This window comes from Streptomyces sp. XY006, from assembly GCF_002237655.1.
GTDB classification, from domain to species: Bacteria; Actinomycetota; Actinomycetes; order Streptomycetales; family Streptomycetaceae; genus Streptomyces; species Streptomyces levis.
On sequence record NZ_NOKT01000018.1, the window covers coordinates 138,360 to 159,863 of the forward strand.

General features: G+C 73.0%; 19 protein-coding genes. 9 read left to right on the forward strand and 10 right to left on the reverse strand.

Going from position 1 to position 21,504, the window contains the following annotated elements; all coding sequences use genetic code 11:
- Positions 1-246: 246 nt before the first annotated feature.
- The gene (locus CHR28_RS21950) at positions 247-684 is read left to right on the forward strand and encodes a cell division protein SepF (RefSeq protein ID WP_094055389.1); all 438 of its coding nucleotides are present in this window, start codon (positions 247-249) and stop codon (positions 682-684) included.
- Positions 685-734: 50 nt separating this feature from the next.
- Here CHR28_RS21950 and CHR28_RS21955 read toward each other — a convergent pair whose 3' ends face one another.
- Positions 735-1,925: an acyl-CoA dehydrogenase family protein gene (locus CHR28_RS21955; RefSeq protein WP_094055437.1), complete on the reverse strand. Its 1,191-nt coding sequence runs from the start codon at positions 1,923-1,925 to the stop codon at positions 735-737.
- Positions 1,926-2,077: 152 nt separating this feature from the next.
- On the reverse strand, positions 2,078-3,679 hold the full coding sequence (locus CHR28_RS21960) for an MFS transporter (RefSeq protein ID WP_094055390.1): 1,602 nt from the start codon (positions 3,677-3,679) through the stop codon (positions 2,078-2,080).
- A gap of 263 nt (positions 3,680-3,942) precedes the next feature.
- Here CHR28_RS21960 and CHR28_RS21965 point away from each other — a divergent pair, with 263 nt between their 5' ends.
- Positions 3,943-5,178: a glycosyltransferase family 39 protein gene (locus tag CHR28_RS21965; protein WP_094055391.1), complete on the forward strand. Its 1,236-nt coding sequence runs from the start codon at positions 3,943-3,945 to the stop codon at positions 5,176-5,178.
- Positions 5,179-5,405: 227 nt separating this feature from the next.
- Positions 5,406-6,401 carry a phosphatase PAP2 family protein gene (locus CHR28_RS21970; protein WP_094055392.1) on the forward strand — a complete coding sequence of 332 codons (996 nt, stop codon included), beginning with the start codon at positions 5,406-5,408 and terminating at the stop codon, positions 6,399-6,401.
- A 75-nt stretch (positions 6,402-6,476) separates the two neighbouring features.
- Here CHR28_RS21970 and CHR28_RS21975 read toward each other — a convergent pair whose 3' ends face one another.
- Positions 6,477-6,686: an I78 family peptidase inhibitor gene (locus CHR28_RS21975; protein WP_094055393.1), complete on the reverse strand. Its 210-nt coding sequence runs from the start codon at positions 6,684-6,686 to the stop codon at positions 6,477-6,479.
- A gap of 430 nt (positions 6,687-7,116) precedes the next feature.
- Here CHR28_RS21975 and ctaD point away from each other — a divergent pair, with 430 nt between their 5' ends.
- Positions 7,117-8,799: an aa3-type cytochrome oxidase subunit I gene (gene ctaD, locus CHR28_RS21980; protein ID WP_094055394.1), complete on the forward strand. Its 1,683-nt coding sequence runs from the start codon at positions 7,117-7,119 to the stop codon at positions 8,797-8,799.
- Here ctaD and CHR28_RS21985 read toward each other — a convergent pair.
- The 3 genes from CHR28_RS21985 to CHR28_RS21995 form a co-directional block, all read right to left on the reverse strand.
- Positions 8,687-9,727, reverse strand: coding sequence for a helix-turn-helix transcriptional regulator (locus tag CHR28_RS21985; RefSeq protein ID WP_094055395.1), 1,041 nt, complete (start codon positions 9,725-9,727; stop codon positions 8,687-8,689). The two genes, ctaD and CHR28_RS21985, sit on opposite strands and share 113 nt — an antisense overlap.
- Positions 9,728-9,830: 103 nt before the next feature.
- Positions 9,831-11,120, reverse strand: coding sequence for an ABC transporter substrate-binding protein (locus CHR28_RS21990; RefSeq protein WP_094055396.1), 1,290 nt, complete (start codon positions 11,118-11,120; stop codon positions 9,831-9,833).
- Complete coding sequence (locus CHR28_RS21995; RefSeq protein WP_179272522.1) at positions 11,095-11,658, reverse strand: hypothetical protein; 564 nt, start codon at positions 11,656-11,658, stop codon at positions 11,095-11,097. Before CHR28_RS21995 ends, CHR28_RS21990 begins: the two co-directional genes overlap by 26 nt.
- A 154-nt stretch (positions 11,659-11,812) precedes the next feature.
- Here CHR28_RS21995 and CHR28_RS22000 point away from each other — a divergent pair, with 154 nt between their 5' ends.
- Genes CHR28_RS22000 through CHR28_RS22010 form a run of 3 tightly spaced genes read left to right on the forward strand, consistent with a single transcriptional unit; the run spans position 11,813 to position 15,965 of the window.
- On the forward strand, positions 11,813-12,298 hold the full coding sequence (locus CHR28_RS22000; RefSeq protein WP_094055397.1) for a hypothetical protein: 486 nt from the start codon (positions 11,813-11,815) through the stop codon (positions 12,296-12,298).
- Positions 12,298-15,312 (forward strand): ABC transporter permease subunit, encoded by a 3,015-nt coding sequence (locus CHR28_RS22005; protein ID WP_094055398.1) that lies wholly within the window; start codon positions 12,298-12,300, stop codon positions 15,310-15,312. Before CHR28_RS22000 ends, CHR28_RS22005 begins: the two co-directional genes overlap by 1 nt.
- Positions 15,309-15,965: an ATP-binding cassette domain-containing protein gene (locus tag CHR28_RS22010; RefSeq protein ID WP_094055399.1), complete on the forward strand. Its 657-nt coding sequence runs from the start codon at positions 15,309-15,311 to the stop codon at positions 15,963-15,965. The genes CHR28_RS22005 and CHR28_RS22010 overlap by 4 nt, the downstream gene beginning before the upstream one ends.
- Positions 15,966-16,036: 71 nt before the next feature.
- On the opposite strand, the gene CHR28_RS22015 is transcribed toward CHR28_RS22010, so the two are convergent.
- On the reverse strand, positions 16,037-16,666 hold the full coding sequence (locus CHR28_RS22015; protein ID WP_094055400.1) for a LysM peptidoglycan-binding domain-containing protein: 630 nt from the start codon (positions 16,664-16,666) through the stop codon (positions 16,037-16,039).
- A 546-nt stretch (positions 16,667-17,212) separates the two neighbouring features.
- On the opposite strand from CHR28_RS22015, the gene CHR28_RS22020 reads away from it, so the two are divergent.
- The gene (locus CHR28_RS22020) at positions 17,213-17,995 is read left to right on the forward strand and encodes a hypothetical protein (protein ID WP_094055401.1); all 783 of its coding nucleotides are present in this window, start codon (positions 17,213-17,215) and stop codon (positions 17,993-17,995) included.
- Positions 17,996-18,080: 85 nt separating this feature from the next.
- Positions 18,081-18,470: a hypothetical protein gene (locus CHR28_RS22025; RefSeq protein WP_094055402.1), complete on the forward strand. Its 390-nt coding sequence runs from the start codon at positions 18,081-18,083 to the stop codon at positions 18,468-18,470.
- Between the two features lie 63 nt (positions 18,471-18,533).
- Here the strand turns inward: CHR28_RS22025 and der are convergent, their stop codons facing one another.
- From der to cmk, 3 genes are all read right to left on the reverse strand, one after another.
- Positions 18,534-20,009 (reverse strand): ribosome biogenesis GTPase Der, encoded by a 1,476-nt coding sequence (der, locus tag CHR28_RS22030; protein WP_094055403.1) that lies wholly within the window; start codon positions 20,007-20,009, stop codon positions 18,534-18,536.
- A 79-nt stretch (positions 20,010-20,088) separates the two neighbouring features.
- Complete coding sequence (locus CHR28_RS22035) at positions 20,089-20,736, reverse strand: lysophospholipid acyltransferase family protein (protein ID WP_094055404.1); 648 nt, start codon at positions 20,734-20,736, stop codon at positions 20,089-20,091.
- Positions 20,733-21,395 (reverse strand): (d)CMP kinase, encoded by a 663-nt coding sequence (gene cmk / locus CHR28_RS22040; RefSeq protein WP_373453376.1) that lies wholly within the window; start codon positions 21,393-21,395, stop codon positions 20,733-20,735. The genes CHR28_RS22035 and cmk overlap by 4 nt, the downstream gene beginning before the upstream one ends.
- Positions 21,396-21,504 lie beyond the last annotated feature (109 nt).

A 21,504-nucleotide genomic window follows, 5' to 3' on the forward strand; every position in this document is an offset into this window, starting at 1 on the left:
TCGGCCCCGCGCATTCACCCGTACGCCCCGGCCGTCACCCGGACGCCGAGAAGAATCATATTTCACTCACAGTCAGCAGCCGTTTGGGAAACGACCCTTGGGACACACGGACTCTCGACGGATTCGCTGTGCACCAGTACCGTCACAAACCCCCCGCGCGGCGTCTATCCACTTGGCGCGCCATCCGCATCATGGACGACCATAGGGATGCGGAAAGCAGAAAGACCGCTGTGAGAGGAGGCGTCCATGGGATCGGTACGCAAGGCAAGTGCCTGGCTTGGCCTCGTCGACGACAACGAAGACGAGCGTTACTACGACGACGACTACTCCGACGGGACCGAGCCCGGGGATGCCTGGGTCACCGACCCCCGGGTCAAGGTGGCCTCGGACGTCGCCGAGGAGAAAGGCCGCCGCATCGGCACGGTGACCCCGGACAGCTTCCGGGACGCCCGCGCCATCGGCGAGCTGTTCCGCGAGGGGGTGCCCGTCATCATGAACCTCACGGCCATGGAGGCCGCCGACGCCAAGCGCGTGGTCGACTTCGCGGCCGGGCTCATCTTCGGCCTGCGCGGTTCGATCGAGAGAGTGTCGACCCGGGTGTTCCTGCTGACCCCCGCCCACACGGAGATCGTGAACGGCGACCCGGCCGCGCACCGCGCGGACGGCTTCTTCAACCAGAGCTAGGGCAGGGCCGCTCACCGGCCCTGCCCCGCCGCAGGGTGTACCGGACCGGTCTACCGGAAGGCGTCGAGTCCGGTGAGCGCCTTGCCCAGCACGAGCTGGTGCATCTCGACGGTGCCCTCGTAGGTGAGCACCGACTCCAGGTTCGTCGCGTGCCGCATCACGGGGTACTCCAGGGAGATCCCGTTGGCCCCGAGGATCGTGCGGGCCGTGCGGCAGATCTCGATCGCCTCGCGCACGTTGTTGAGCTTGCCGAAGCTGACCTGCTCGGGACGCAGGCGCCCGGCATCCATCCGCCGCCCCAGATGATGGGCGAGCAGAATCCCCTTGTGCAGTTCCACCGCCATGTCGGCGAGTTTGGCCTGGGTGAGCTGGAAGCCGCCGATGGGCCGGCCGAACTGCTCCCGTGACTTCGCGTAGTCGACCGCGGCCTCGAAACAGCTGCGGGCCGCGCCCATGGCGCCCCAGACGATCCCGTACCGGGCGTGCGACAGACAGCTGAGCGGTCCGCGCAGGCCGGTGACCTCCGGCAGCACGGCGTCGGCGGGCAGCCGGACGTCGTCCATGACCAGCTCACTGGTGACGGAGGCGCGCAGGGACCACTTGTGCTTGATCTCCGGCGCGGAGAAGCCGCGACTGTCGGTGGGGACGGCGAACCCGCGGATCCCGTCCTCGGTCTGCGCCCACACGACGGCGACGCCGGCGACCGAGCCGTTGGTGATCCACATCTTGCGGCCGTTGAGGATCCAGTCCGTGCCGTCGCGCTTGGCGTACGTGCGCATGGAGGCGGGGTCGGAGCCGTGGTCGGGCTCGGTGAGCCCGAAGCAGCCGATGACCTCGCCGGCGGCCATGCGGGGCAGCCAGTGCCGCTTCTGCTCCTCGCTGCCGAAGCGGTGGATGGCGTACATGGCGAGGGAGCCCTGTACGGAGACGAGGGAGCGGATGCCGGAGTCGGCGGCCTCCAGTTCCAGGCAGGCGAGGCCGTACTGGACGGCGCTCGCACCGGCGCAGCCGTAGCCCTCCAGGGACATGCCGAGGGCTCCGATGCCCCCGAGCTCCCTGGCCAGCTCCCTGATGCCCGGCAGCTCGCCCGTCTCGTACCACTCGGCGACGTACGGCAGCACCCGGTCCGCGGCCCAGGACCGCACGGTGTCCCTGATCCCGAGGTCCTCCGGCTCCAGCAGGTCGTCAAGACCGAGGGGGTCGGCGGGATCGAAGGGAGGCAGCTTGGACGAACCGGACATGATCGACATCCCTCCGAGACTCTTTAACTAGCACCGCTAGCCAAGACGCTACGACGTCCCCCCACCCCCGCACCACCCACACCGACAAGCCACCGACGACGAGCACCGCAAGCCGCCGGCGACGAGCAACCCCCACGGGCGTGGGGCAAGGGTCACACCGAGACGCGCGACTCCGTCGGCTCCCGCGGCGCTGGCACCTCCACCGGCCCCGCCTCACACTGCATGCCCCGCGGCAACCGCAACGCCATCGCCGCCCCCAGCAGCAACAACCCCGCGCTCACCAGCAACGTCACATGCAGCCCGTGCACGAACGCGTCCCGCGCGGCATGCCGCAGCGCGAGCCCGGCCGCCCCGCCCAGCTGCGCGGCGACCTCGTACGCCTCCCCCAGCGAATGCCCCGCCGCGGACGACGCCTCGTCCGGAACACCCGGCACGCCCGACAGCCCCGGCGTGTACGCCGCGTTCATCACCGTGCCCAGCAGGGCGATCCCGATCCCCGCCCCCAGCTGGTACGACGTCTCCCCGATCGCCGCCGCCCCACCGGCCTGCTCGGGCGGCGCCTCGCTCAGCATCGACTCGTACGCCCCGAACAGCGTCGTCTCCAGCCCGAAGCCGAGCAGCACGAACCCGCTCACCATCAGCGCGCACTGGTCGGTCCGCCCCAGAGCCGTGAGCAGCACCACCGCGAACGCCGTCAGACAGAACCCGGCGCACACCATCCGCCGCGGCCCGAACCGCCGCAGCATCCGCGCCCCGGCCAGCCCGGCCGCCATCGCCGCGAACGTCAGCGGCAGCAGCCGCAGTCCCGTCTCCAGCGGCGACAGCCCGAGCACCAGCTGCAGGTACTGCGCCGCGATCAGCTCCAAGCCCACCAGCGCGAGCATGGCCAGCACGATGCAGCCGACGGACGTGCTGAAGGCCGGCCGCGCGAACATCCGCAGGTCGACCAGCGGATGCGTCCGCCGCCGCTGCCGCCGTACGAAGGCGATCAGCAGCGCCGCGCCCACCACCAGCGGCAGCACGGTGGCCAGGCTCCCGACCGACTCCCCGCTGCCGAGCCGCTTGACGCCCAGGACCACGCCGAACAGACCGGCCGCCGCCATCAGCGCGCCGACCACGTCCCAGGGCCCGTCGCGCTCGCCCTTCGACTCGGGCAGCAGCAGACGGCCCACCGGGAGGCTGACCAGCATCAGCGGGATGTTGACGAGGAAGACCGAGCCCCACCAGAAGTGCTCCAGCAGGAAGCCGCCGAGCAGCGGCCCGACCGCCGCGCCGACCGCGGCCACCGCGCTCCAGACGCCTATCGCGAGCGCCCGCTCGCGCCGGTCGGGAAAGACCTGCCGCAGGATCGACAGCGTCGCCGGCATGATCATCGCGCCGCCGACGCCGAGCAGCGCCCGCGCCACGATCAGCACCTGGGCGCTGTCGGCCAGCGCGGCGAGACCGGACGCCACGCCGAACAGCGCGTAGCCGAGGAGCAGGATCCGCCTGCGGCCGACGCGGTCGCCCAGCGTGCCGAAGAGGATCAGCAGTGAGGCGCAGACGAGTGGGTAGACGTCGACGATCCAGAGCAGCTCGATCCCGCCGGGCCTGAGGTCCTCGGTGACGGCGGGGACCGCCACGTGCAGCACGGTGGCGTCGACGGCGACCAGCAGCAGGCTGACGCAGAGGACGACCAGAACCACCCAGCGGTTGGCACCGGCCCCGGCCGCCCGACGGCGCAGCGCAGCGGCGGCCGTGGTCGTCCCGGACATGTACGTACCTCCAAGATGTTCCTCGCGATCGGCGGGCTCACGGGGTGGGGGACGCCCCCGCGACTCGGCCGGAGAGGAGCGGTGGTCTCCGGCCCGCGCATACGAAAAGCGAGTGACACGTCAGCGTACGCGAGTCCGCGCCGGTGCCTAGTGGCGGACCTCTCACACATCCGGCGGAAGGATGTGGCGTACGCCACTGTCCTCTCCGTCGAGCACGTCCCCGCCCGGCCGGCCGGTTCCCGCTCCGGTCGATAATCGGGCCCGTGACCGATCTTCAGACGCGCGCGGCCCCGCCCCGCGCCGGGGCGCTGCGCCGGGCGGCTCCGGCGCTCCTCGGGTACGCGGCCGTCCGCGCCCTGGGTCTGCTCGTCCTGTTCGTGTGGAGCGCGGCACGGGACAAGAGCGCGTACACCCTGCTTACCGCCCGCTGGGACGCGCTCTGGTACGTCCGGGTCGCCGAGCTGGGGTACGGCTACGAGGTGCGGCTGCCCAACGGGGACGTCCATTCGAACCTGGCGTTCTTCCCGTTGCTGCCCTGGCTGGAGCGGCTGGTGGCGGCGGTGTCGCCGCTGTCGTACGCCGACGGCGGGTTCCTCGTCGCCCTGTCGGCCTCGCTCGCCGCGGCCTGGGGGATCTTCGCGGTGGCGGACCGGGTGTACGGCCGCCGGGCGGGGGTGTGCGCGGTGCTGCTGTGGGCCGTGCTGCCGATCGGGATCGTGCAGTCGATGGCGTACAGCGAGTCGCTGTTCACCGCGCTGGCGGCGTGGTCGCTGTACGCGGTGCTGACCGGCCGCTGGGTGACGGCGGGCGCGCTGGCGTCGCTGGCCGGGCTGACCCGGCCGGTGGGGGCGGCGGTGGTCGCGGCGGTGTGGGCGGCGGCGATCGCCTCCTTCCTGGCGGAGCGGCGTGCGGCCGCCACGGAAGGGGACGGTCGCGCGAGCGCCGCCGACGAGGGGCGCGGGTCCGAGGCGGGCGGTCGGATGGTCCCGGCGGCGGCCTCCCGGACCCGGCGCGTCCTCGGCATGCTCCTCGCCCCCCTCGGCACCGCCGGCTTCGTGCTCTGGGTCGGTCACCGCACCGGCCGGGGCCCGCTCGGCTATCTCGACGTGCAGGCGGGGTGGCGCAACGGCTTCGACGGCGGTTACGCCTTCGCCCGGTTCGTCGCCGAGAAGTTCACGTCGTTCCCCTCGGCGCTGGCCGGTGCGGGGCTGATCGTCGGGGTCGTGTCAGTCGTCTGGCTGTACGGGGTCGGGGTACGTCAGCGGCAGCCGCTTCCGCTGCTGGTCTACACCGGGATCGTCACCGCGCTCGCCCTGTGCGCGTCGAGTTACTTCGGCTCGAAACCGCGGCTGCTGATGCCCGCCTTCCCCCTGCTGCTGCCCCTCGCCCTGGCCCTGGCGAGGCAGCGTATGCGCAGGTCGGCATGGGTGCTGGGGGCTGTCGCCGTCATCTGTTCGGGGTACGGGGCGTTCTGGCTGAACGGCTCCGGTCCGCCCTGACCCGCTGTGAGCGCCGGGAGAATTCCGCGCCATCCTGCGGTGAACGAATTCAAAAGCGCAATAAAACCCGCGTCCGGAATGATCAAAGGAATTGAAGGCCACCGCGCCCGGCGATTGTGGATTCGCTGGAAATAAACCTGCTCCTGAGAGGAATCCCACATCACATCGTCATCACAAAGCCGTTGATTCGCCCGGGATCCGAGCTCACTCGCTGTAACGTCGATTGGGTGCGTACCGAACCGAAGCTCACCCGTCTGGACCGGGTGTTCGCCCGGCTGGACCGTGAGCCGGAACGACCGGCCCACATCGATGTGCCGAGGATGAGCAGACACCGCATCGTGCTCCTCGCGGCGACGCTCGCCTTCTACGGCGCCATCGTGTGGGCCGTGGTGATCACGTCCTGGCTGGTCCGGCTCGACTGGCAGGTGATGTTCTTCCGGCCGTACCAGCAGTGGTCGGAGATCCACTGGTTCGTCGACTACTACGTCGTCCTCGGCCAGCGCGGCCCGACCGCCGTGATGGTCGCGGCCTGGCTGGGCTGGCGCTCCTGGCGGCAGCACACCCTGCGCCCGCTGCTCGCCCTGGGCGTCTCGCTGCTGCTGCTGAACGTCACGGTCGGCGCCGCGAAGTACGGCATGGGCCGCCTGGGCCCGCACTACGCGACCGTGATCGGCTCGAACGAGATGTGGCGCGGCGGCGATATATTTCCGAGCGGTCACACCGCCAACGCCGTGGTGACCTGGGGAATCCTGGCCTACATGGCCTCCACCCCGAGAGCGCGCCGCTGGCTGTCCGCCGTGTCCGCCGTGACCTCGCTCGGCGTCGGCATGGCCACCGTCTACCTCGGTACGCACTGGCTGAGCGATGTGCTGCTCGGCTGGGCCGCCGGCCTGCTGATCCTGCTGGCCCTGCCGTGGTTCGAGCCGCTGATCGCCCGTGCCGAGGCCCGGATCTTCGCGCTGCGCGACCGCCTGCGGGACCGCCGCGGCCGTGCCGCGACCGCCCCGGTCAGCGCGCCGCCCGTGGTGGTCACGCCGCTGCCCGTCGACCTGGACGACGTCCCCGCCCGCTCCGGCCGGGCTCCGGTCTACCTGGCGCCGGGCCCGCACACGGCCCGCTCGGAGCGCACGCCCACCACCCCCGCGGGCAGTCGCCGTCCACCCCACCCGGAGCGGCATCCGCGCGGCTCCGCCTCCTCGGCCCGCCCCGTGACGGGCGGCTGAGCCCGGGCCGGTGCGCACCCCGGCGGGCAGCACGAAGGCCCCGGTTCCGCGCGGAACCGGGGCCTTCGCCGGGTCTCAGCCCTTCCAGGCCTTGGCGACCCGGCCGCCCTTGACCTCGAAGTTCAGCCGGCCCACCCGGTACTCCATGGTGATGATCGCCCCCGGCGGCAGCGAACGCACCGTGGGCCAGCCGCGCTCGCGCGCGAGGCGTTCGGCCCGGCCGGCCTCCAGGCCGACATAGGCGTCCGGGCTGTCTTCGGGTTCCGCGGAAGGTGTCGGTGCCATGCCGCCACGCTATGTCCTGCCCGCCGGGCACGGAAGTGCGGACCCGCACCGGCGGTCACTGTCCGCTCCCGGTCACGCTTCTGTCACAAGATCACGACAGGCGTTTCGGGCGCCGCCGGTCACACGGACGAGCGGTTCCCTAGGCCTTCCGCAGGCATTCGATCGTAATTCCCGCGCGTTCCGTGAGCTCCTGGAAAAGGCCGGCGGAATGCACCGGGAGAAGGGCTCCCCGGGCCCGCCTCCATTCCGGTGACGGACCGGCCGGTGCGGGCCGGCCCGCACGGGAAATGCAGGGCTCCGGCACGGAAGAGGCCGGTACGCCCCCTGTCCGGGCGCACGGTGACGCGAGCATCATGGCGTGAGCTCGCGGGTACGTGAGGCGCGGGCTGTGGCGGGCCCGGCACGCGAGGAGCGAAGGGGCGAGCGAGCGATGGGGACGCAGACCGTACAGGCAGCGGTGCCGCCCGAGCAGCGGACACGGCACGGCCGGGTGGTGGTCGACTGGCTCACGACCACGGACCACAAGAAGATCGGCCACCTCTACCTGATCACGGCGTTCGGGTTCTTCCTGGTCGCCGGCGTGATGGCGCTGCTGATGCGCGCCGAACTGGCCCGGCCCGGGCTCCAGGTCATCGACAACCAGCAGTTCAACCAGCTGTTCACGATGCACGGCACGATCATGCTGCTGCTGTTCGCCACCCCGACCTTCGCGGGCTTCGCGAACGAGCTGATGCCGTTGCAGATCGGCGCGCCCGACGTCGCCTTCCCGCGGCTGAACATGTTCTCGTACTGGCTGTTCCTGTTCGGCGGGCTGATCGTGCTCGGGTCCCTGCTGGTGCCCTCCGGGCCGGCGGACTTCGGCTGGACCGCCTACGCCCCGCTCAACAGCGCGGAGCGCACGCCGGGCATCGGGGCCGACCTGTGGATCATGGGGCTGGCGCTGTCGGGCTTCGGCACGATCCTCGGCGCGGTCAACTTCATCACCACGATCATCGGGATGCGCGCCCCGGGCATGACGATGTTCCGGATGCCGATCTTCACCTGGAACACGCTGTTCACGTCGATCCTGATCCTGATGGCGTTCCCGGTGCTGGCGGCGGCGCTGCTGGTGCTGGAGGCCGACCGGAGGTTCGGCTCGCAGGTCTTCGACGCGGCCAACGGCGGGGCGATCCTGTGGCAGCACCTGTTCTGGTTCTTCGGCCACCCCGAGGTGTACATCATCGCGCTGCCGTTCTTCGGCATCATCACGGAGATCATCCCGGTCTTCAGCCGCAAGCCGCTGTTCGGCTATCTGACGCTGGTCGGGGCGACGATGGCGATCACCGGCCTGTCGATGATCGTGTGGGCGCACCACATGTTCGCCACCGGCGCGGTGCTGCTGCCCTTCTTCTCCTTCATGAGCTTCCTGATCGCGGTGCCGACGGGCGTGAAGATCTTCAACTGGACCGGCACCATGCTGAAGGGCTCGCTGTCGTTCGAGACGCCGATGCTGTGGGCGACGGGCTTCCTGGTGACGTTCCTGTTCGGCGGGCTGACCGGGGTGATCCTGGCGTCGCCGCCGCTGGACTTCCATGTGACGGACACGTACTTCGTGGTCGCGCACTTCCACTACGTCGTCTTCGGCACGGTCGTCTTCGCGATCTTCGCCGGCTTCTACTTCTGGTGGCCCAAGTTCACCGGGAAGATGCTCGACGAGCGGCTCGGGAAGATCCACTTCTGGACGCTGTTCGTCGGCTTCCACACCACGTTCCTGGTGCAGCACTGGCTGGGCGCCGAGGGCATGCCCCGCCGGTACGCCGACTACCTCGCGGCGGACGGCTTCACGGCGCTCAACACGGTGTCGACGGTCGGCGCGTTCCTGCTCGGCATGTCGACGCTGCCGTTCCTCTACAACGTGTGGAAGACGGCCAGGTACGGCGAGCGGGTCGAGGTCGACGACCCCTGGGGCTTCGGCCGATCCCTGGAGTGGGCGACCTCCTGCCCGCCGCCGCGGCACAACTTCACGACGCTGCCCCGGATCCGGTCGGAGTCGCCGGCGTTCGACCTGCACCATCCGCAGTACGCGGCGGTGACTGCGCAGCCCGAGCCAAAGCCCCATCAAGCCGGTTCCTAGTCCTCCTGACCGCGTCGACCAGCTCGGCCGGCTCCAGCACCTCGAACTCGAAGCCCAGCATGACGACGTGGATGACCATCACGTCGAGGCTGCCCGCGCCGCAGCGCAGCAGGCAGGTGTCCGGCCCCTCGGCCTCCAGCACTCCCGCGGAGGGCGAGATGTGCGCGGCGGCCTCCTCCAGGGGGGCCAGCAGCCGGACGACGGCGTGGGTGGCGTAGACGCGGGTGGAGACGCCCTGGGAGACGTAGGCGGCCAGGTCCTCGGCGGGCGGGTCACGGGGGACGAAGCGCGGGCCGTGCGGAGGCTTCGGGGTGATGCGGTCGACGCGGAAGGTGCGCCAGTCCTCCCGGTCGAGGTCCCAGGCGACCAGGTACCAGCGGCGTTCGGTGCACACCAGCCGGTGCGGTTCGACGCTGCGGCGCGACTCGGTGCCGTCGTGGCCCCGGTACGCGAAGCGGAGCCGTTCGGCGTCCCGGCACAGGTGGGCGAGCTCGGTGAGCACGGCCGGGTCGACGGAGGAGGGCAGGGAGCTCCGGAGCATGGGCACGGTGACGGCGTTGAGAGCGCCCACGCGGCGGCGCAGCCGGTCGGGCAGCACCTGCTCCAGCTTGGCCAGGGCCCGTACCGAGGTCTCGCCGATGCCCTCGATGCCCTGGCCGGCGGCGGTGCGCAGGCCGACCGCCACGGCGACGGCCTCGTCGTCGTCGAGGAGCAGCGGCGGGAGCTGGGCGCCGGCGCCCAGCTGGTAGCCGCCGCCCGTGCCGGGGCTGGCGTTGACCGGGTAGCCCAGCTCGCGCAGCCGGTCGACGTCCCGGCGCAGGGTGCGGGCGCTGACGCCGAGCCGGCCGGCCAGGTCGGCGCCGGACCACTCGCGGTGGGCCTGGAGCAGGGACAGCAGGCGCAGCAGGCGTGCCGAGGTCTCCAACATGGGGGCGAGTCTGCCAGCCCTTGCGGACAGCTACTGTCCTCAAGGTGTGGAGGCCAGGACAGCCACCGTCCTCAAGGTGTGGAGGCCAGGACAGCCACTGTCCTCAAGGCGTGTAGGCCAGTTGCGGGACGGTGAAGCAGGTGCGGTTCATGTCGCCCTGCGCGACCCAGCCCTTCCCGTCCCGCCAGCGGGCCACGGACAGGCAGGTGTCCCTGGTTCTCGGCGGGTCGGGCAGCCGGGCGAAGCCGACCGGCAGGAGCAGTCCCCCGGCGGTGTAATTGCGGCTGCGGTCCATCCAGGCGTCCACGCACGCGCGCGTGATGCCCGTCCTCGCGCAGGACCGGGCGGCGTCGGTGAACCAGCGCGCGGCCGCCCACCCCTCCAGCTGCCACTGCGAGTGCGTCTTCAGGTCCTTCGTCGCCTCGCGGAACTCCCGTACGGCCGGGTGGCCGGTGTCCTCGAAGTTGCGGCTGGCGCCGGTCGCCCAGAGGGCGTTGCGGCAGCGCGGGGCGTCCTCGTAGGTGTCGGCGACGGCGGAGGTCCAGTTCTGCACGTTGGTCACCTTGGCGGTGACGTCGGCGCCGACCTCGTCCATGGCCCGGCACAGGCGGGCGTTGCCGTGCCCGTCGATGGCGTCGAACACCAGGTCGGCGCCCTGCTCCTTCAGATCGGCCGCGACGGCGCGGAAGTTGGGCAGGGCGAAGTCGACCTGCTCGGTGACGACCCGGTAGCCCTCGGCGCGCAGGCCCCGCTCGACGAGCCGGGCGTAGGCGGCGGAGGCGGCCTGGTTGTAGGAGACGACGGCGGCGGTGCGGGCGCCGTGCTCGCGCTTGAAGTAGCGGTAGACCTCGGTGCCGCCGTACAGCTCGCCGTCCCAGCCCGGGGTGCCGTCGCGGGGCGCGAGGCTGCCGTAGATGCCGTAGAGGTGGGGGTAGGTGTCGTAGGCGGCGCCGATGGGCTGGCCGCCGATGTCGGGCACCCGCGCGCGGGAGACGCGGGAGGCGCCCGCGTAGTCCAGGGCGGTGGTGGCGACCAGGGCGACGACCTTGCGCTGCTCGACGAGCTGGTCGACGCACTCGTTGTTGCCGACGCCGCTGCCGCCGTCGTCGCACAGGCGCACCTCGACCCGGCGCCCGTCGATGCCGCCGCGTGCGTTGAGCCGGTCGAAGAAGGCCGTGGCCCCGTCGCGCGGGCCGGTGAAGGCGCTGCCGCCGACCGGGCTGGTGGCGCTGGTGATGATGCCGACCTCCAGGGGCGCGGCCTCGCGGGACGGTACGGACGTGCGGTCGTCGCGCGTGAAGTCGCTCTCCGGAAGCCGGCTGCCGCAGGCCGCGCTCAGCGCGAGCAGCAGCACCGCGGCGATCGCCTCAGCAGCCCGGGACGGGCGACCCATTGCCGCTCATCTGGACCAGCGAGCACAGGGTCTTGACGGACACCTTCCAGGTGCCCTCCTGCTCGACGGCCGTGCCGGAGGCGTCCGGCAGGGCGGTGGCGCCCTTCAGGGTGAGCGTGTACGTCACGGTCGCCTCGGTCGCCGAGGTGAACTCGACCTTGGTGACCCGCGCCTGGACCTGTCCGCCGCGCTCGTCACCGCTGAAGGCCTGCAGCACGGGGCCCATCCGGTCGCCGTTCTCCAGGACGGCCTGCTTGTCCTCGGCCGAGGTCTTCGGGTCGAAGAACTTCTGCCAGTTCTGCCTGATCTCCGCTTCCGCCGCGGCCCGGTCGGCCGGCGCGGTGGCCGGGGCGCTGGTGGTCCGCTCCGCCGTGGGTGTGGGGGGCGTGGACCCGCTGCCTCCGCCGTCGTCGTCGCTGCAGGCCGCCAGGGCCGGGGCGAGGGCCAGGACCAGGGCGGCCGCGATCGCCGTGCCCCGTCCCGCCGTGCGTGGACCCCCCGTCGCGTTCCCCCGCTTGAGGTCGCTGCCGAGAACCATCTGGCTCACCACCGGGTGTCGGTCCGGGCCATGTGCGCCCGGTGCTTTCAGGGTCAGCTTCCACAGGGCATAGTGCAAGCGATCGGCGTACTTGAACAGGCAGCCAGACACGTGCACAGCCGGAACCGACGTGTGGGAGCCAGTGATCCGAGTGATGCGTACCAGCCGACTGCGGACCGTGCATCCCCTGCTGTGGGCCGGCTGGGCCGCGCTGGCCGCCGGCGCGGTGCTGTGCGTCGTCGGCTGGTACGGGATCTCCGGCGAGCGCTACGCCGAACGGCAGCTGCCCTACCTGGCCTCCTGCACGATCCCGGGGGCCGCGCTGCTCGTCGCCGGGGCGGTGCTGCTGGCCCACGGCCGGGGCGCGATCGCCGCCGCGCGCGTGGAGGAGCTGTACGGCCTGCTGGTGGCGGCCGGACCGGACGAGGAGCGGGCGGGGGCCGGGACCGGCCGGGCCGCGTCCGCGCCGCTCGCGGTCAGCGGTGAGCTGCTGAGGGTGCCGGGCGGCACGCTGTGGCACCGCGCGGACTGCCCGCTGGTCGCGGGGAAGGCCGAGGCGGTGCCGGTGGACTCCGGACTGCTCGCGAGCGGTGAGCTGAGCCCCTGCCCGGTCTGCGAGCCGGCCGAAGCAACCGACTGATGTCCTCGCTGACGTACGACCTCGCCCTGGCCGGCCTCTCGGTCGGCAGCGCGGCGGCGCTCACCGGGATCGGCCTGATCGTGACCTACCGCGCGACCGGGGTGCTCAACTTCGCGCACGGCGCGATCGCGATGGTGTGCGCCTACGCGCTGCGCCAGTGCGTGGTCGAGTGGGGCTGGCCGCTGTGGCTGGGGGCCGCGGTGACCCTGCTGGTGCTGGCGCCGGGGCTGGGGGTGGCGCTGGAACGGTTCGTCTTCCGGCCGCTGTCGGTCCTGGGCGCGGACCCGGCGCAGACGCTGGTGGCGTCCATCGGGGTGTTCGTGCTGCTGGTGGGCGGGGCGGCGCTGCTGTGGGGGCAGGGGGCGCGGGACGACGCGCCGGAGCTGGTGCCGGACGAGCCGTGGGGGCAGCTGGCGGTGGTGCTGGTGCTGGCCGCCGGGGTCGCCGTGGTGGTGCGCCGGACGCGGTTCGGGCGGGAGCTGCGGGCGGTGGTGGACGACCGGCGGCTCGCCGTGCTGGGCGGCATCGACGCGGACCGGGTCGCGGCGGCGGGCTGGGCGTTCGGCTCGTTCACGGCGGGTCTGACGGGCGTGCTGCTCGCGCCGTACGTGCGGCTCGATCCGTACGGGCTGCCGCTGCTCGTGATGGAGGTCGTGGCGGTCGCGGTGGCCGCGCGGATGCGGAGCCTGCCGGTGGCGGTGGTGGTGGCGCTGGGCATCGGGGTGGCGCAGAGCCAGCTGACGCGCCTGCATCCGTCGGGCTGGGCCGGGCCGCTGGTCCAGGCGGTGGCCACGAACCTGTTCGTCGTGGCGCTGCTCGTCGCGGCGCTGGTGCTGCCCGGTGTCGGGGCGCGGGACGCGCTGCCGCGCCCGGCGAGCGCGCGGGTGCCGACGCCGCCCGGTGCGTGGATCGTCGCGGGCGTGCTGTTCCTGCTGCCGCTCGGCCTGGCCGGCCGCGATCTGCACACCTCGGTGCAGGTGCCGGCGCTGGCCGTGATCCTGCTGTCCCTGGTGGTGGTGACCGGGCGGGGCGGCCAGATCTCGCTGGGGCAGGCGGCGTACGCGGGTCTGGGCGCGCTGTTCACCGCCCTGCTGGCGGCCGGCCGCTTCCCGGCGCTGCCGCGCCTGCCGGAGCTGGCGGCCCTCGCGGTGGCGGTCGTGCTGGTGGCGCCGCTGGGTCTGCTCACCGGCTGGCCGGCGATCGGCCGCCGTGGGCTGGCGCTGGCGCTGGCGACGTTCGCGGTCGGGGTGGGAGTGAGCCGGTTCGTCTTCGCCCAGCCGTACGCCACGTCGGGCCTGACGCTCGGCCGCCCGGCGGGCTTCGCCGGGGACCGCGCCTACTACGTCCTCGAACTGCTGCTGCTGGCGGGCGCGCTGCTGGCGGTGCACGCGCTGCGCCGGGGCCGCACCGGCCGGGCCCTCGCGGCCATGCGGGACCACGAGGCGGGCGCGCAGGCGGCGGGCGTGCGGGTGCCTTCGCTGAAGCTGCTGGCCTTCGTCGCGGGCGCCGCGCTCGCCGCGCTGGGCGGCGGCATGCTCGGCATGGGCCTGCGCGCCTTCGACGCCGCCGCGTACGACCCGGTGCGGGGCCTGCTGTGGTTCGCCGCGGTGGTGGTGCTGGGCGCCGACAGCGCGCTCGGCGCCCTCGCCGCCGCGGCCCTGCTGGTCGGCTTGGACGCGGGCACCCGCGGTGGGGTCGCGGCAGCCCTGATCGGCGTCCTGGCGGTCCTCGTGGGCCGCTTCCCCGGCGGCCCGTACGAGGCCCTGCGCAGCACGGCCCAACGCCTCCGCCCGCACCCCACCCCGACCCTGACCCCACGCGGCACGGCGGCACGCGCCCTGCTGCGCCCGCCCCGGGCCGAGCCGCGACAGCCCCGGGGAGGGCCGGTACCGACCGGGGCTACGGGAGTGTCGCGGGCAGACGGGGCGCCGGGCGTGCCGGAGCCCGGCGGGGCGGCGAAGAGGGTGGAGCCCGCCGGGGCGACGAAGGGGGCGGAGCCCGGCGGGGCGACAGGAGTGTCGAGGCCCACCGGGGCGCCGGACGTGCCGGAGCCAGGCGGGGCGGCGAAGAGGGTGGAGCCCGCCGGGGCGACGAAGAGGGCGGAGCCCGGCGGGGCGACAGGAGTGTCGAGGCCCACCGGGGCGCCGGACGTGCCGGAGCCAGGCGAGGCCATGCCTCCCTCACGCCCCGGGACCGCTCCCCCGGCCGAGACCCGCCCCGAGGCGACGCCCGGCCACCGGGAACCGGGCCTCGCGCACCCGGCCCCGCCCGCGCACCCGACCCCGTCCTCGCACCCCACCCGGTCTCCCGCCCCCACCCCGCCCCTCCTCATCGCCCGCCGCCTGCACGCGCGCTACGGCGGGTTCACCGCTCTGGACGGGGTCGATCTGGAGCTGTTCCCGGGGCGGGTCACGGCGGTCGTCGGGCCCAATGGGGCCGGGAAGAGCACCCTGTTCCACTGTCTGGCCGGGACGCTGCGGCCCGACCGAGGGGCGGTGCTGCTCGGTGGGCGGGACATCACCGCGCTGCCGCCCCACGCCCGTACCCGGCTCGGTGTCGCACGCAGCTTCCAGCAACTGGCCGTCTTCCCCTCACTGACGGTGGCCGAGAACGTCCGGGTGGGCGCCGAGCAGGGCCGGGAGCCCGATCCGGCCGCCATGGAGCGGACCCTCAGGCTGCTGGGCCTGGACGGGCCGGTACGGGCACGGCCCGCCGCCGGGCTGCCCACCGGCACGCTGCGCCGCGTCGAACTCGCCCGGATCCTCGCGGGCGGCCCCCGCGTGCTGCTGCTCGACGAACCCGCCGCCGGTCTGGACACCGCGGAGGTCGACGCCCTGGCCCGGGTGCTCAGGGCACTGGCCGCCGACGGCACGGCCCTCCTCGTCGTCGAGCACGACCTGGACCTGGTCGCGGGCCTCGCCGACGTCGTGCACGTGATGACGGCGGGCCGGATCGTCGCCTCGGGCCCGCCCGGGCGCGTCCTGGACGCCCAGGGAAGGGAGGCCGGCCGATGACCACCGTCTCCCTGCGCCACGCGCGCGTGCGCTACGGCCCCCTGGAGGCCCTGCACGGCATCACGCTCGCCGCCCCGGGCCCGGGCCTGACCGTGCTGCTGGGCCGCAACGGCTCCGGCCGCACGACCGCGCTGCGCGCACTGGCCGGGACGGTGCCGCTGACCGGCGGGGCGGTGGTGTGGGACGGCGCCGACGTGACCCGGGTACCGGCGTACGAGCGGGCCCGGCGCGGAATGTGCCTGGTGCCCGAGCGGCAGGCGGTGTTCGGCTCGCTCACCGTCCGCGAGAACCTCGACCTGGTCGCCCGCGACCACGGCCCGGCCCTCGACGCCTACCCCCAGTTGCGTCCCCTGCTGGAGCGGCGCGCCGGCACCCTCTCCGGCGGCGAGCAGCGCATGCTCGCCCTGTCGCGTGCGCTGCTGGCCCGCGCGCGCGTGGTGCTCGTCGACGAGCCCGCCCAGGGCATGTCGCCCGCGGTGGCGGCCCGCACCTACGAGGTACTGACCGCGCTGGACGCGTGTGTCGTGGTCGCCGAACAGCGGCTGCCGACCGCCCTGCGGGACCGGGCCGGTGAAAGTCCGCCCGCGCTCGTCTACGAACTGCGCCGCGGCACCGTCGCGTTCGCCGGCGAGGCGGGCGAGCTCACGCGCTGACCGGCACGCCGCGGCCCCGTCCGGTCGGCCGACCGGACGGGGCCCGTGCCCCGGCGAGGGGGAGCAGCGGCTCAGACGTCGAGGCGCAGGCCGGGCACGATCATGTCGGGATCACCGCCGATGGCGGCCTTGTTGGCGGCGTACAGGCGCTGCCAGGTGGTCCCGTGCCGGGCGGCCACGGCGCTCAGCGTGTCGCCCGCGCGGACGGTGTAGTCGCCGCGGGAGGCGCCGCGGTCCGGGTGTGCCGTGGGTCGCGCCGGGGTCTTCGCGGGCTTCTCCGGTGCGGACCCGGTGTGCACCGGGCCGGCGGCGGGTGCGCTGCCGCTCGCCCCGGCGCGTGCCGAGCAGACGGGCCAGGCGCCCCAGCCCTGGGACTGCTGGACCTTGGTGGCGACGGCGATCTGCTGGGACCTGCTCGCCCGGTCGGCGGTGGGCGCGTAGGCCGTGCCGCCGTAGGCACGCCAGGTGGAGGGGGCGAACTGGAGTCCGCCGTAGTAGCCGTTGCCGGTGTTGATGTGCCAGTTGCCGCCGCTCTCGCACTGGGCGATGCGGTCCCACACCCCGCTGTCGGCCGCCGCGGCGTTCCCGGTCGCGGCGAGCAGTCCGAGGGGCGCGAGCAGTGCCGCCCCGGCGAGGACCGCCGTCGTACGCACCTGGTTCTTCCGGGCGTTGTCGCGAGCGCTATGGGCACATTCGGACATGCGTTTCCCTCTCGACGCACTCGGGGTCCCCCAAGGCGGCACGCCACGCCCCGCGCCATGGGGCGCGGAGGTCGCGCTCGCCCCGTCCGCCGGTGGTGGCGCTGTGCGCGGTTCCCGAGGGAGCCGTGCGGCCGGCGGACGTACCCGAGCGGTGCTCGATGCACACGGCCGAGGAATCTAAGGAGGTCGACGGTCCGGCATCAACCAGTCGCCCGTTGTGGCAGGCCAGTTCATCGATACCCGGGGTAACGGCAATTTCCGGACACCCACTTCATTCGCGGATTTCCGGATTTGTCGACCCACCCCCACCGCGATCTGTGACCCACTTCACCAACCCAACACCCTTTACAGACACGCCAGTTGACGGTGAGTGCGCGATTCCGCGCGCACGGTGACCCTGCGCGGCGGTTGGTTCGATTCCGTTCGCTCCGGGGCGTGACTCCCGCCACAGATCACCCGTTGTCTTCTTCATGAGCCGGGGCCGACCCGGACCACGGGCCGGGAGCCACCCGGCCTCGCCACGCACCGCATCCCAGGGAGCCACCCGTGCCGCGCATGCTCGACGTCAGCGACGAGGTACGCGCCGAGATCGGCGACGAAGAAGCCGACCGCCTGCTCGCCGGAGAGACCGCCCCGGGCAGTTACGACTGCACGTCGTGCCGCACTCCGGGCGACTCCGACCAGGAGCGCACCAGCACCGTCCTGTTCATCGGGGACGAGACCGCCGTCCTCGCCTTCGCCCACGCCGGCTGTCTGCCCTCGCAGGTCGTGCAGGTCACCGAGGAGCAGCTCCGGGGCGCCGTGAAGTCGATCACCGGTGACCGGGCCGAACTGGAGCCCGACAAGGTGGTGCCCGAGCAGGCGGTGCTCGGGGTGACCAGCGGACTCGTGCTGATCGGCGGCGAGTTGCACCCTGCCCTGGTGGTGGAGCCGACCGCGCCCATCGCCCGGCCCGGGACGACCGGCGCGGGCGACGACTTCCTGCCGCTGCTGATCGAGCAGGGCTTCATGCCGCTGACCGAGCTGTCGGCCGTGCCGCCGGTGCTGCACGGCTGGTCCGTGCTGCTCGCGGTGGGACAGCTGCACGCGGTGCTCCAGCCCTCCGCCAACGGCGGCCAGCCGGTGGCCTGGTGGCAGGCACACCAGCCGCTGCAGGTCACCGACGCCTGGCGGTCGGCCGCCAACAAGCACCAGCAGGTGCTGATGTTCGCCGCGCCCGTCGGCTCGATCGGCCGCCAGCCGCGCGAGGACCTGCTGCGGGACGCCCTGGACAAGGCGGCGGCCAACGGCAAGCTCGTCGCCGCTGCCCTGCCGCTGGCCGGCACCTGAGCGGACGTCACCCGCGCGGGCCGTACCCCTGCGAAAGCCGTAACCGCAGCCGCATCCCTTGACCCGCGGGGTCGTTTGGACATACGTGCACGCATACGAGGTTCCCCGCCGCCAGTCCTTCTCGTCGATCCCCTCCGCGCGGTCGGCTCAGGACTCCCAGGGCGGCCCATCGGCCACGCCGATCTACGACGCGCTCTACGCCGAGTACGTCAAGTCCTTCCGCGCGCTGCCCGGCGACCGCAGCGGCGAGGAGCAGCTGGGCTTCACCGCCTTCGGGAACATTCCGCACAGTACGGGCTCGTACGGCAGTTCACACGGCAGCTCGTACAGTGCCTACAGCGCGGGCGCCCAGAGCGCCCGGTACGCCGCCGCGCAGCAGCCGCAGTGGCAGCGCGTCGGGACCATCGGCTCGCACGGCGCGCCGATGCACCACGTGCCGGCCGCGCTGCCGCCGGGGCGGCGCAGCGGCGTCTGAGCGGGCACCGGAGCAACAGGTGAGGGGCGGCCCGAGCGGGCCGCCCCTCACCTGTGTGTGGCGCTACTTCTTTTTGCCGCGCTTCTCGCGCACCCGCACCGAGATGTGGATGGGCGTCCCCTCGAAGCCGAACTCCTCGCGCAGACGGCGCTCGATGAAGCGCCGGTAGCCCGCCTCGATGAAGCCGGAGGCGAAGAGCACGAACCGCGGCGGCTTGGTGCCCGCCTGCGTGCCGAACAGGATGCGCGGCTGCTTGCCGCCCCGGATCGGGTGCGGGTGGGCGGCGACCAGCTCGCCGAGGAAGGCGTTGAGCCGGCCCGTCGGCACGCGGGTCTCCCAGCCGGCCAGGGCCGTCTCGATCGCCGGGACCAGCTTCTCCATGTGCCGGCCGGTGCGGGCCGAGACGTTCACGCGCGGCGCCCAGGCGACCTGGCCGAGCTCGGTCTCGATCTCCCGCTCCAGGTAGTAGCGGCGCTCCTCGTCGAGGGTGTCCCACTTGTTGAACGCCAGGACGACCGCGCGGCCCGCCTCGACGGCCATCGTGACGATGCGCTGGTCCTGCACGGAGATGGACTCGGAGGCGTCGATCAGGATGACCGCGACCTCCGCCTTCTCGACGGCGGCGGCGGTGCGCAGCGAGGCGTAGTAGTCGGCGCCCTGCTGGAGGTGCACGCGCTTGCGGATACCGGCGGTGTCGACGAACTTCCAGGTGACGCCGCCGAGTTCGATCAGCTCGTCGACCGGGTCGCGGGTGGTGCCCGCCAGCTCGTTGACGACGACGCGCTCCTCGCCCGCCACCTTGTTCAGCAGGGAGGACTTGCCGACGTTGGGGCGGCCGATCAGGGCGATGCGGCGCGGGCCGCCGATGCCGCCCCCGCCGAACGACTCGCGGGGCGCCTCGGGCAGCGCCTCCAGGACCTGGTCGAGCATGTCGCCCGTGCCGCGGCCGTGCAGCGCGGAGACCGGGTAGGGCTCCCCCAGGCCGAGCGACCACAGGTAGGCCGCGTCGGCCTCGCCGCTCGGGCCGTCCACCTTGTTGGCGCACAGCACGACCGGCTTGCCGGCCTTGCGCAGCAGCCGTACCACGGCCTCGTCGGTGTCCGTGGCGCCGACCTTGGCGTCCACGACGAACACGACGGCGTCGGCGGCCTCGATCGCGTACTCGGCCTGGGCGGCCACGGAGGCGTCGATGCCGAGGACGTCCTGCTCCCAGCCGCCGGTGTCGACGACCTTGAAGCGGCGGCCCGCCCACTCGGCCTCGTAGGTGACGCGGTCGCGGGTGACGCCGGGCTTGTCCTCGACGACGGCCTCGCGGCGTCCGATGATGCGGTTGACCAGGGTCGACTTGCCGACATTGGGGCGGCCGACGACGGCGAGCACGGGCAGCGGGCCGTGGCCCGCCGCCTCGATCGCGCCCTCGACGTCCTCGAGGTCGAAGCCCTCCTCCGCGGCGAGCTCCATGAACTCCGCGTACTCGGCGTCGCCGAGCGCCCCGTGGTCGTGCTCGTGCGCGCCCTCGGGCTGGATGTGGTCGTTCATGAAGTCCGTACCTCGTCGTTCATCGTGGTGGTCGGTGGAGAGCCCGCCGTGTGCGGGCCGGTCCACTACTCAGTGTCGCCTAGCGCCTGGTGAGGCGCCTGGCGTTTTCCAGGTGGGCGGCCAGCTGCTTCTGTATGCGGCCGGTCGCCTCGTCGAGTGCCTTGCGCGTGCGGCGGCCGGTGCCGTCGCCGGCCTCGAAGGGCTCGCCGAAGACGACGTCGACGCGCGAGCGCAGCGGGGGCAGCGCCTTTATCAACCGTCCGGGCCGCTCGGAACTTCCCAGCACGGCGACCGGCACGATCGGGGCGCCGCTGCGCACCGCGAAGTACGCGAGCCCGGCGCGCAGCGAGGCGAAGTCGCCCTCGCCTCGGGTGCCCTCCGGGAAGATGCCGAGCACGCCGCCGTCGTCCAGCACGCCGAGCGCGCGGGTGATCGCCGTGCGGTCGGTGGTGTCACGGTCCACCTTCAGCTGGCCGATGCCGGTCAGGAAGGGGTCGAGCGGGCCGACGAACGCCTCCTTCTTGATCAGGAAGTGCGTCGGCCGGGGCGCCACGCCCATGACCATCGGGCCGTCGATGTTGTGGGAGTGGTTGACCGCGAGGATCACCGGGCCGCTCGCGGGCACCTTCCAGGCGCCGAGCACGCGCGGCTTCCACAGCCCGTACATCAGGCCGACGCCGATGCGCCGCCCGACCTCGGCGCCCCGCGCCGAAGGCAGCTCGGTCACTTCCCGGCCCGCTTCTCCTCGACGAGGGTGACGACGCACTCGATGACCTGGGCCAGCGTGAGCTCGGTGGTGTCCACCTCGACGGCGTCGTCCGCCTTGGCGAGCGGGGAGGTCTTGCGGCTGGAGTCGGCGGCGTCGCGCTTGATCAGGGCCTCGCGCGTGGACTGCACGTCGGCGCCCTTCAGCTCACCGCTGCGACGGGCGGCGCGGGCCTCCGCGGAGGCGGTGAGGAAGATCTTCAGGTCGGCGTCCGGCAGCACGGTCGTGCCGATGTCGCGGCCCTCGACGACGATGCCGTGCTCCGCGGAGGCCGCGATGGAGCGCTGCAGCTCGGTGATCCGGGCCCGCACCTCGGGCACCGCGCTGACCGCGCTGACCTTGGAGGAGACCTCCTGGGTCCGGATCGGGCCGGCCACGTCCACGCCGTCGACGGTGATCGTCGGCCCCTCCGGGTCGGTGCCGGAGACGATCTCGGGCTTGCCCGCCGCGGCGGCGATGGCGGACGGGTCGTCGATGTCGATGCCGTTGTTCACCATCCACCAGGTGATCGCCCGGTACTGGGCGCCGGTGTCCAGGTAGCTCAGCCCGAGCTGGGCCGCCACGGCCTTCGACGTGCTCGACTTGCCGGTGCCGGCGGGGCCGTCGATGGCGACAATCACTGGCGTGGCGCTTTCCACTGTGGGGACCTTCCTGAACCGGGCTGGCGGGGTGAGGGCGCGACTGCCCCGCACAAGGTTACTGGGTGCGGGTCACTCGTCCGGCCGCGCG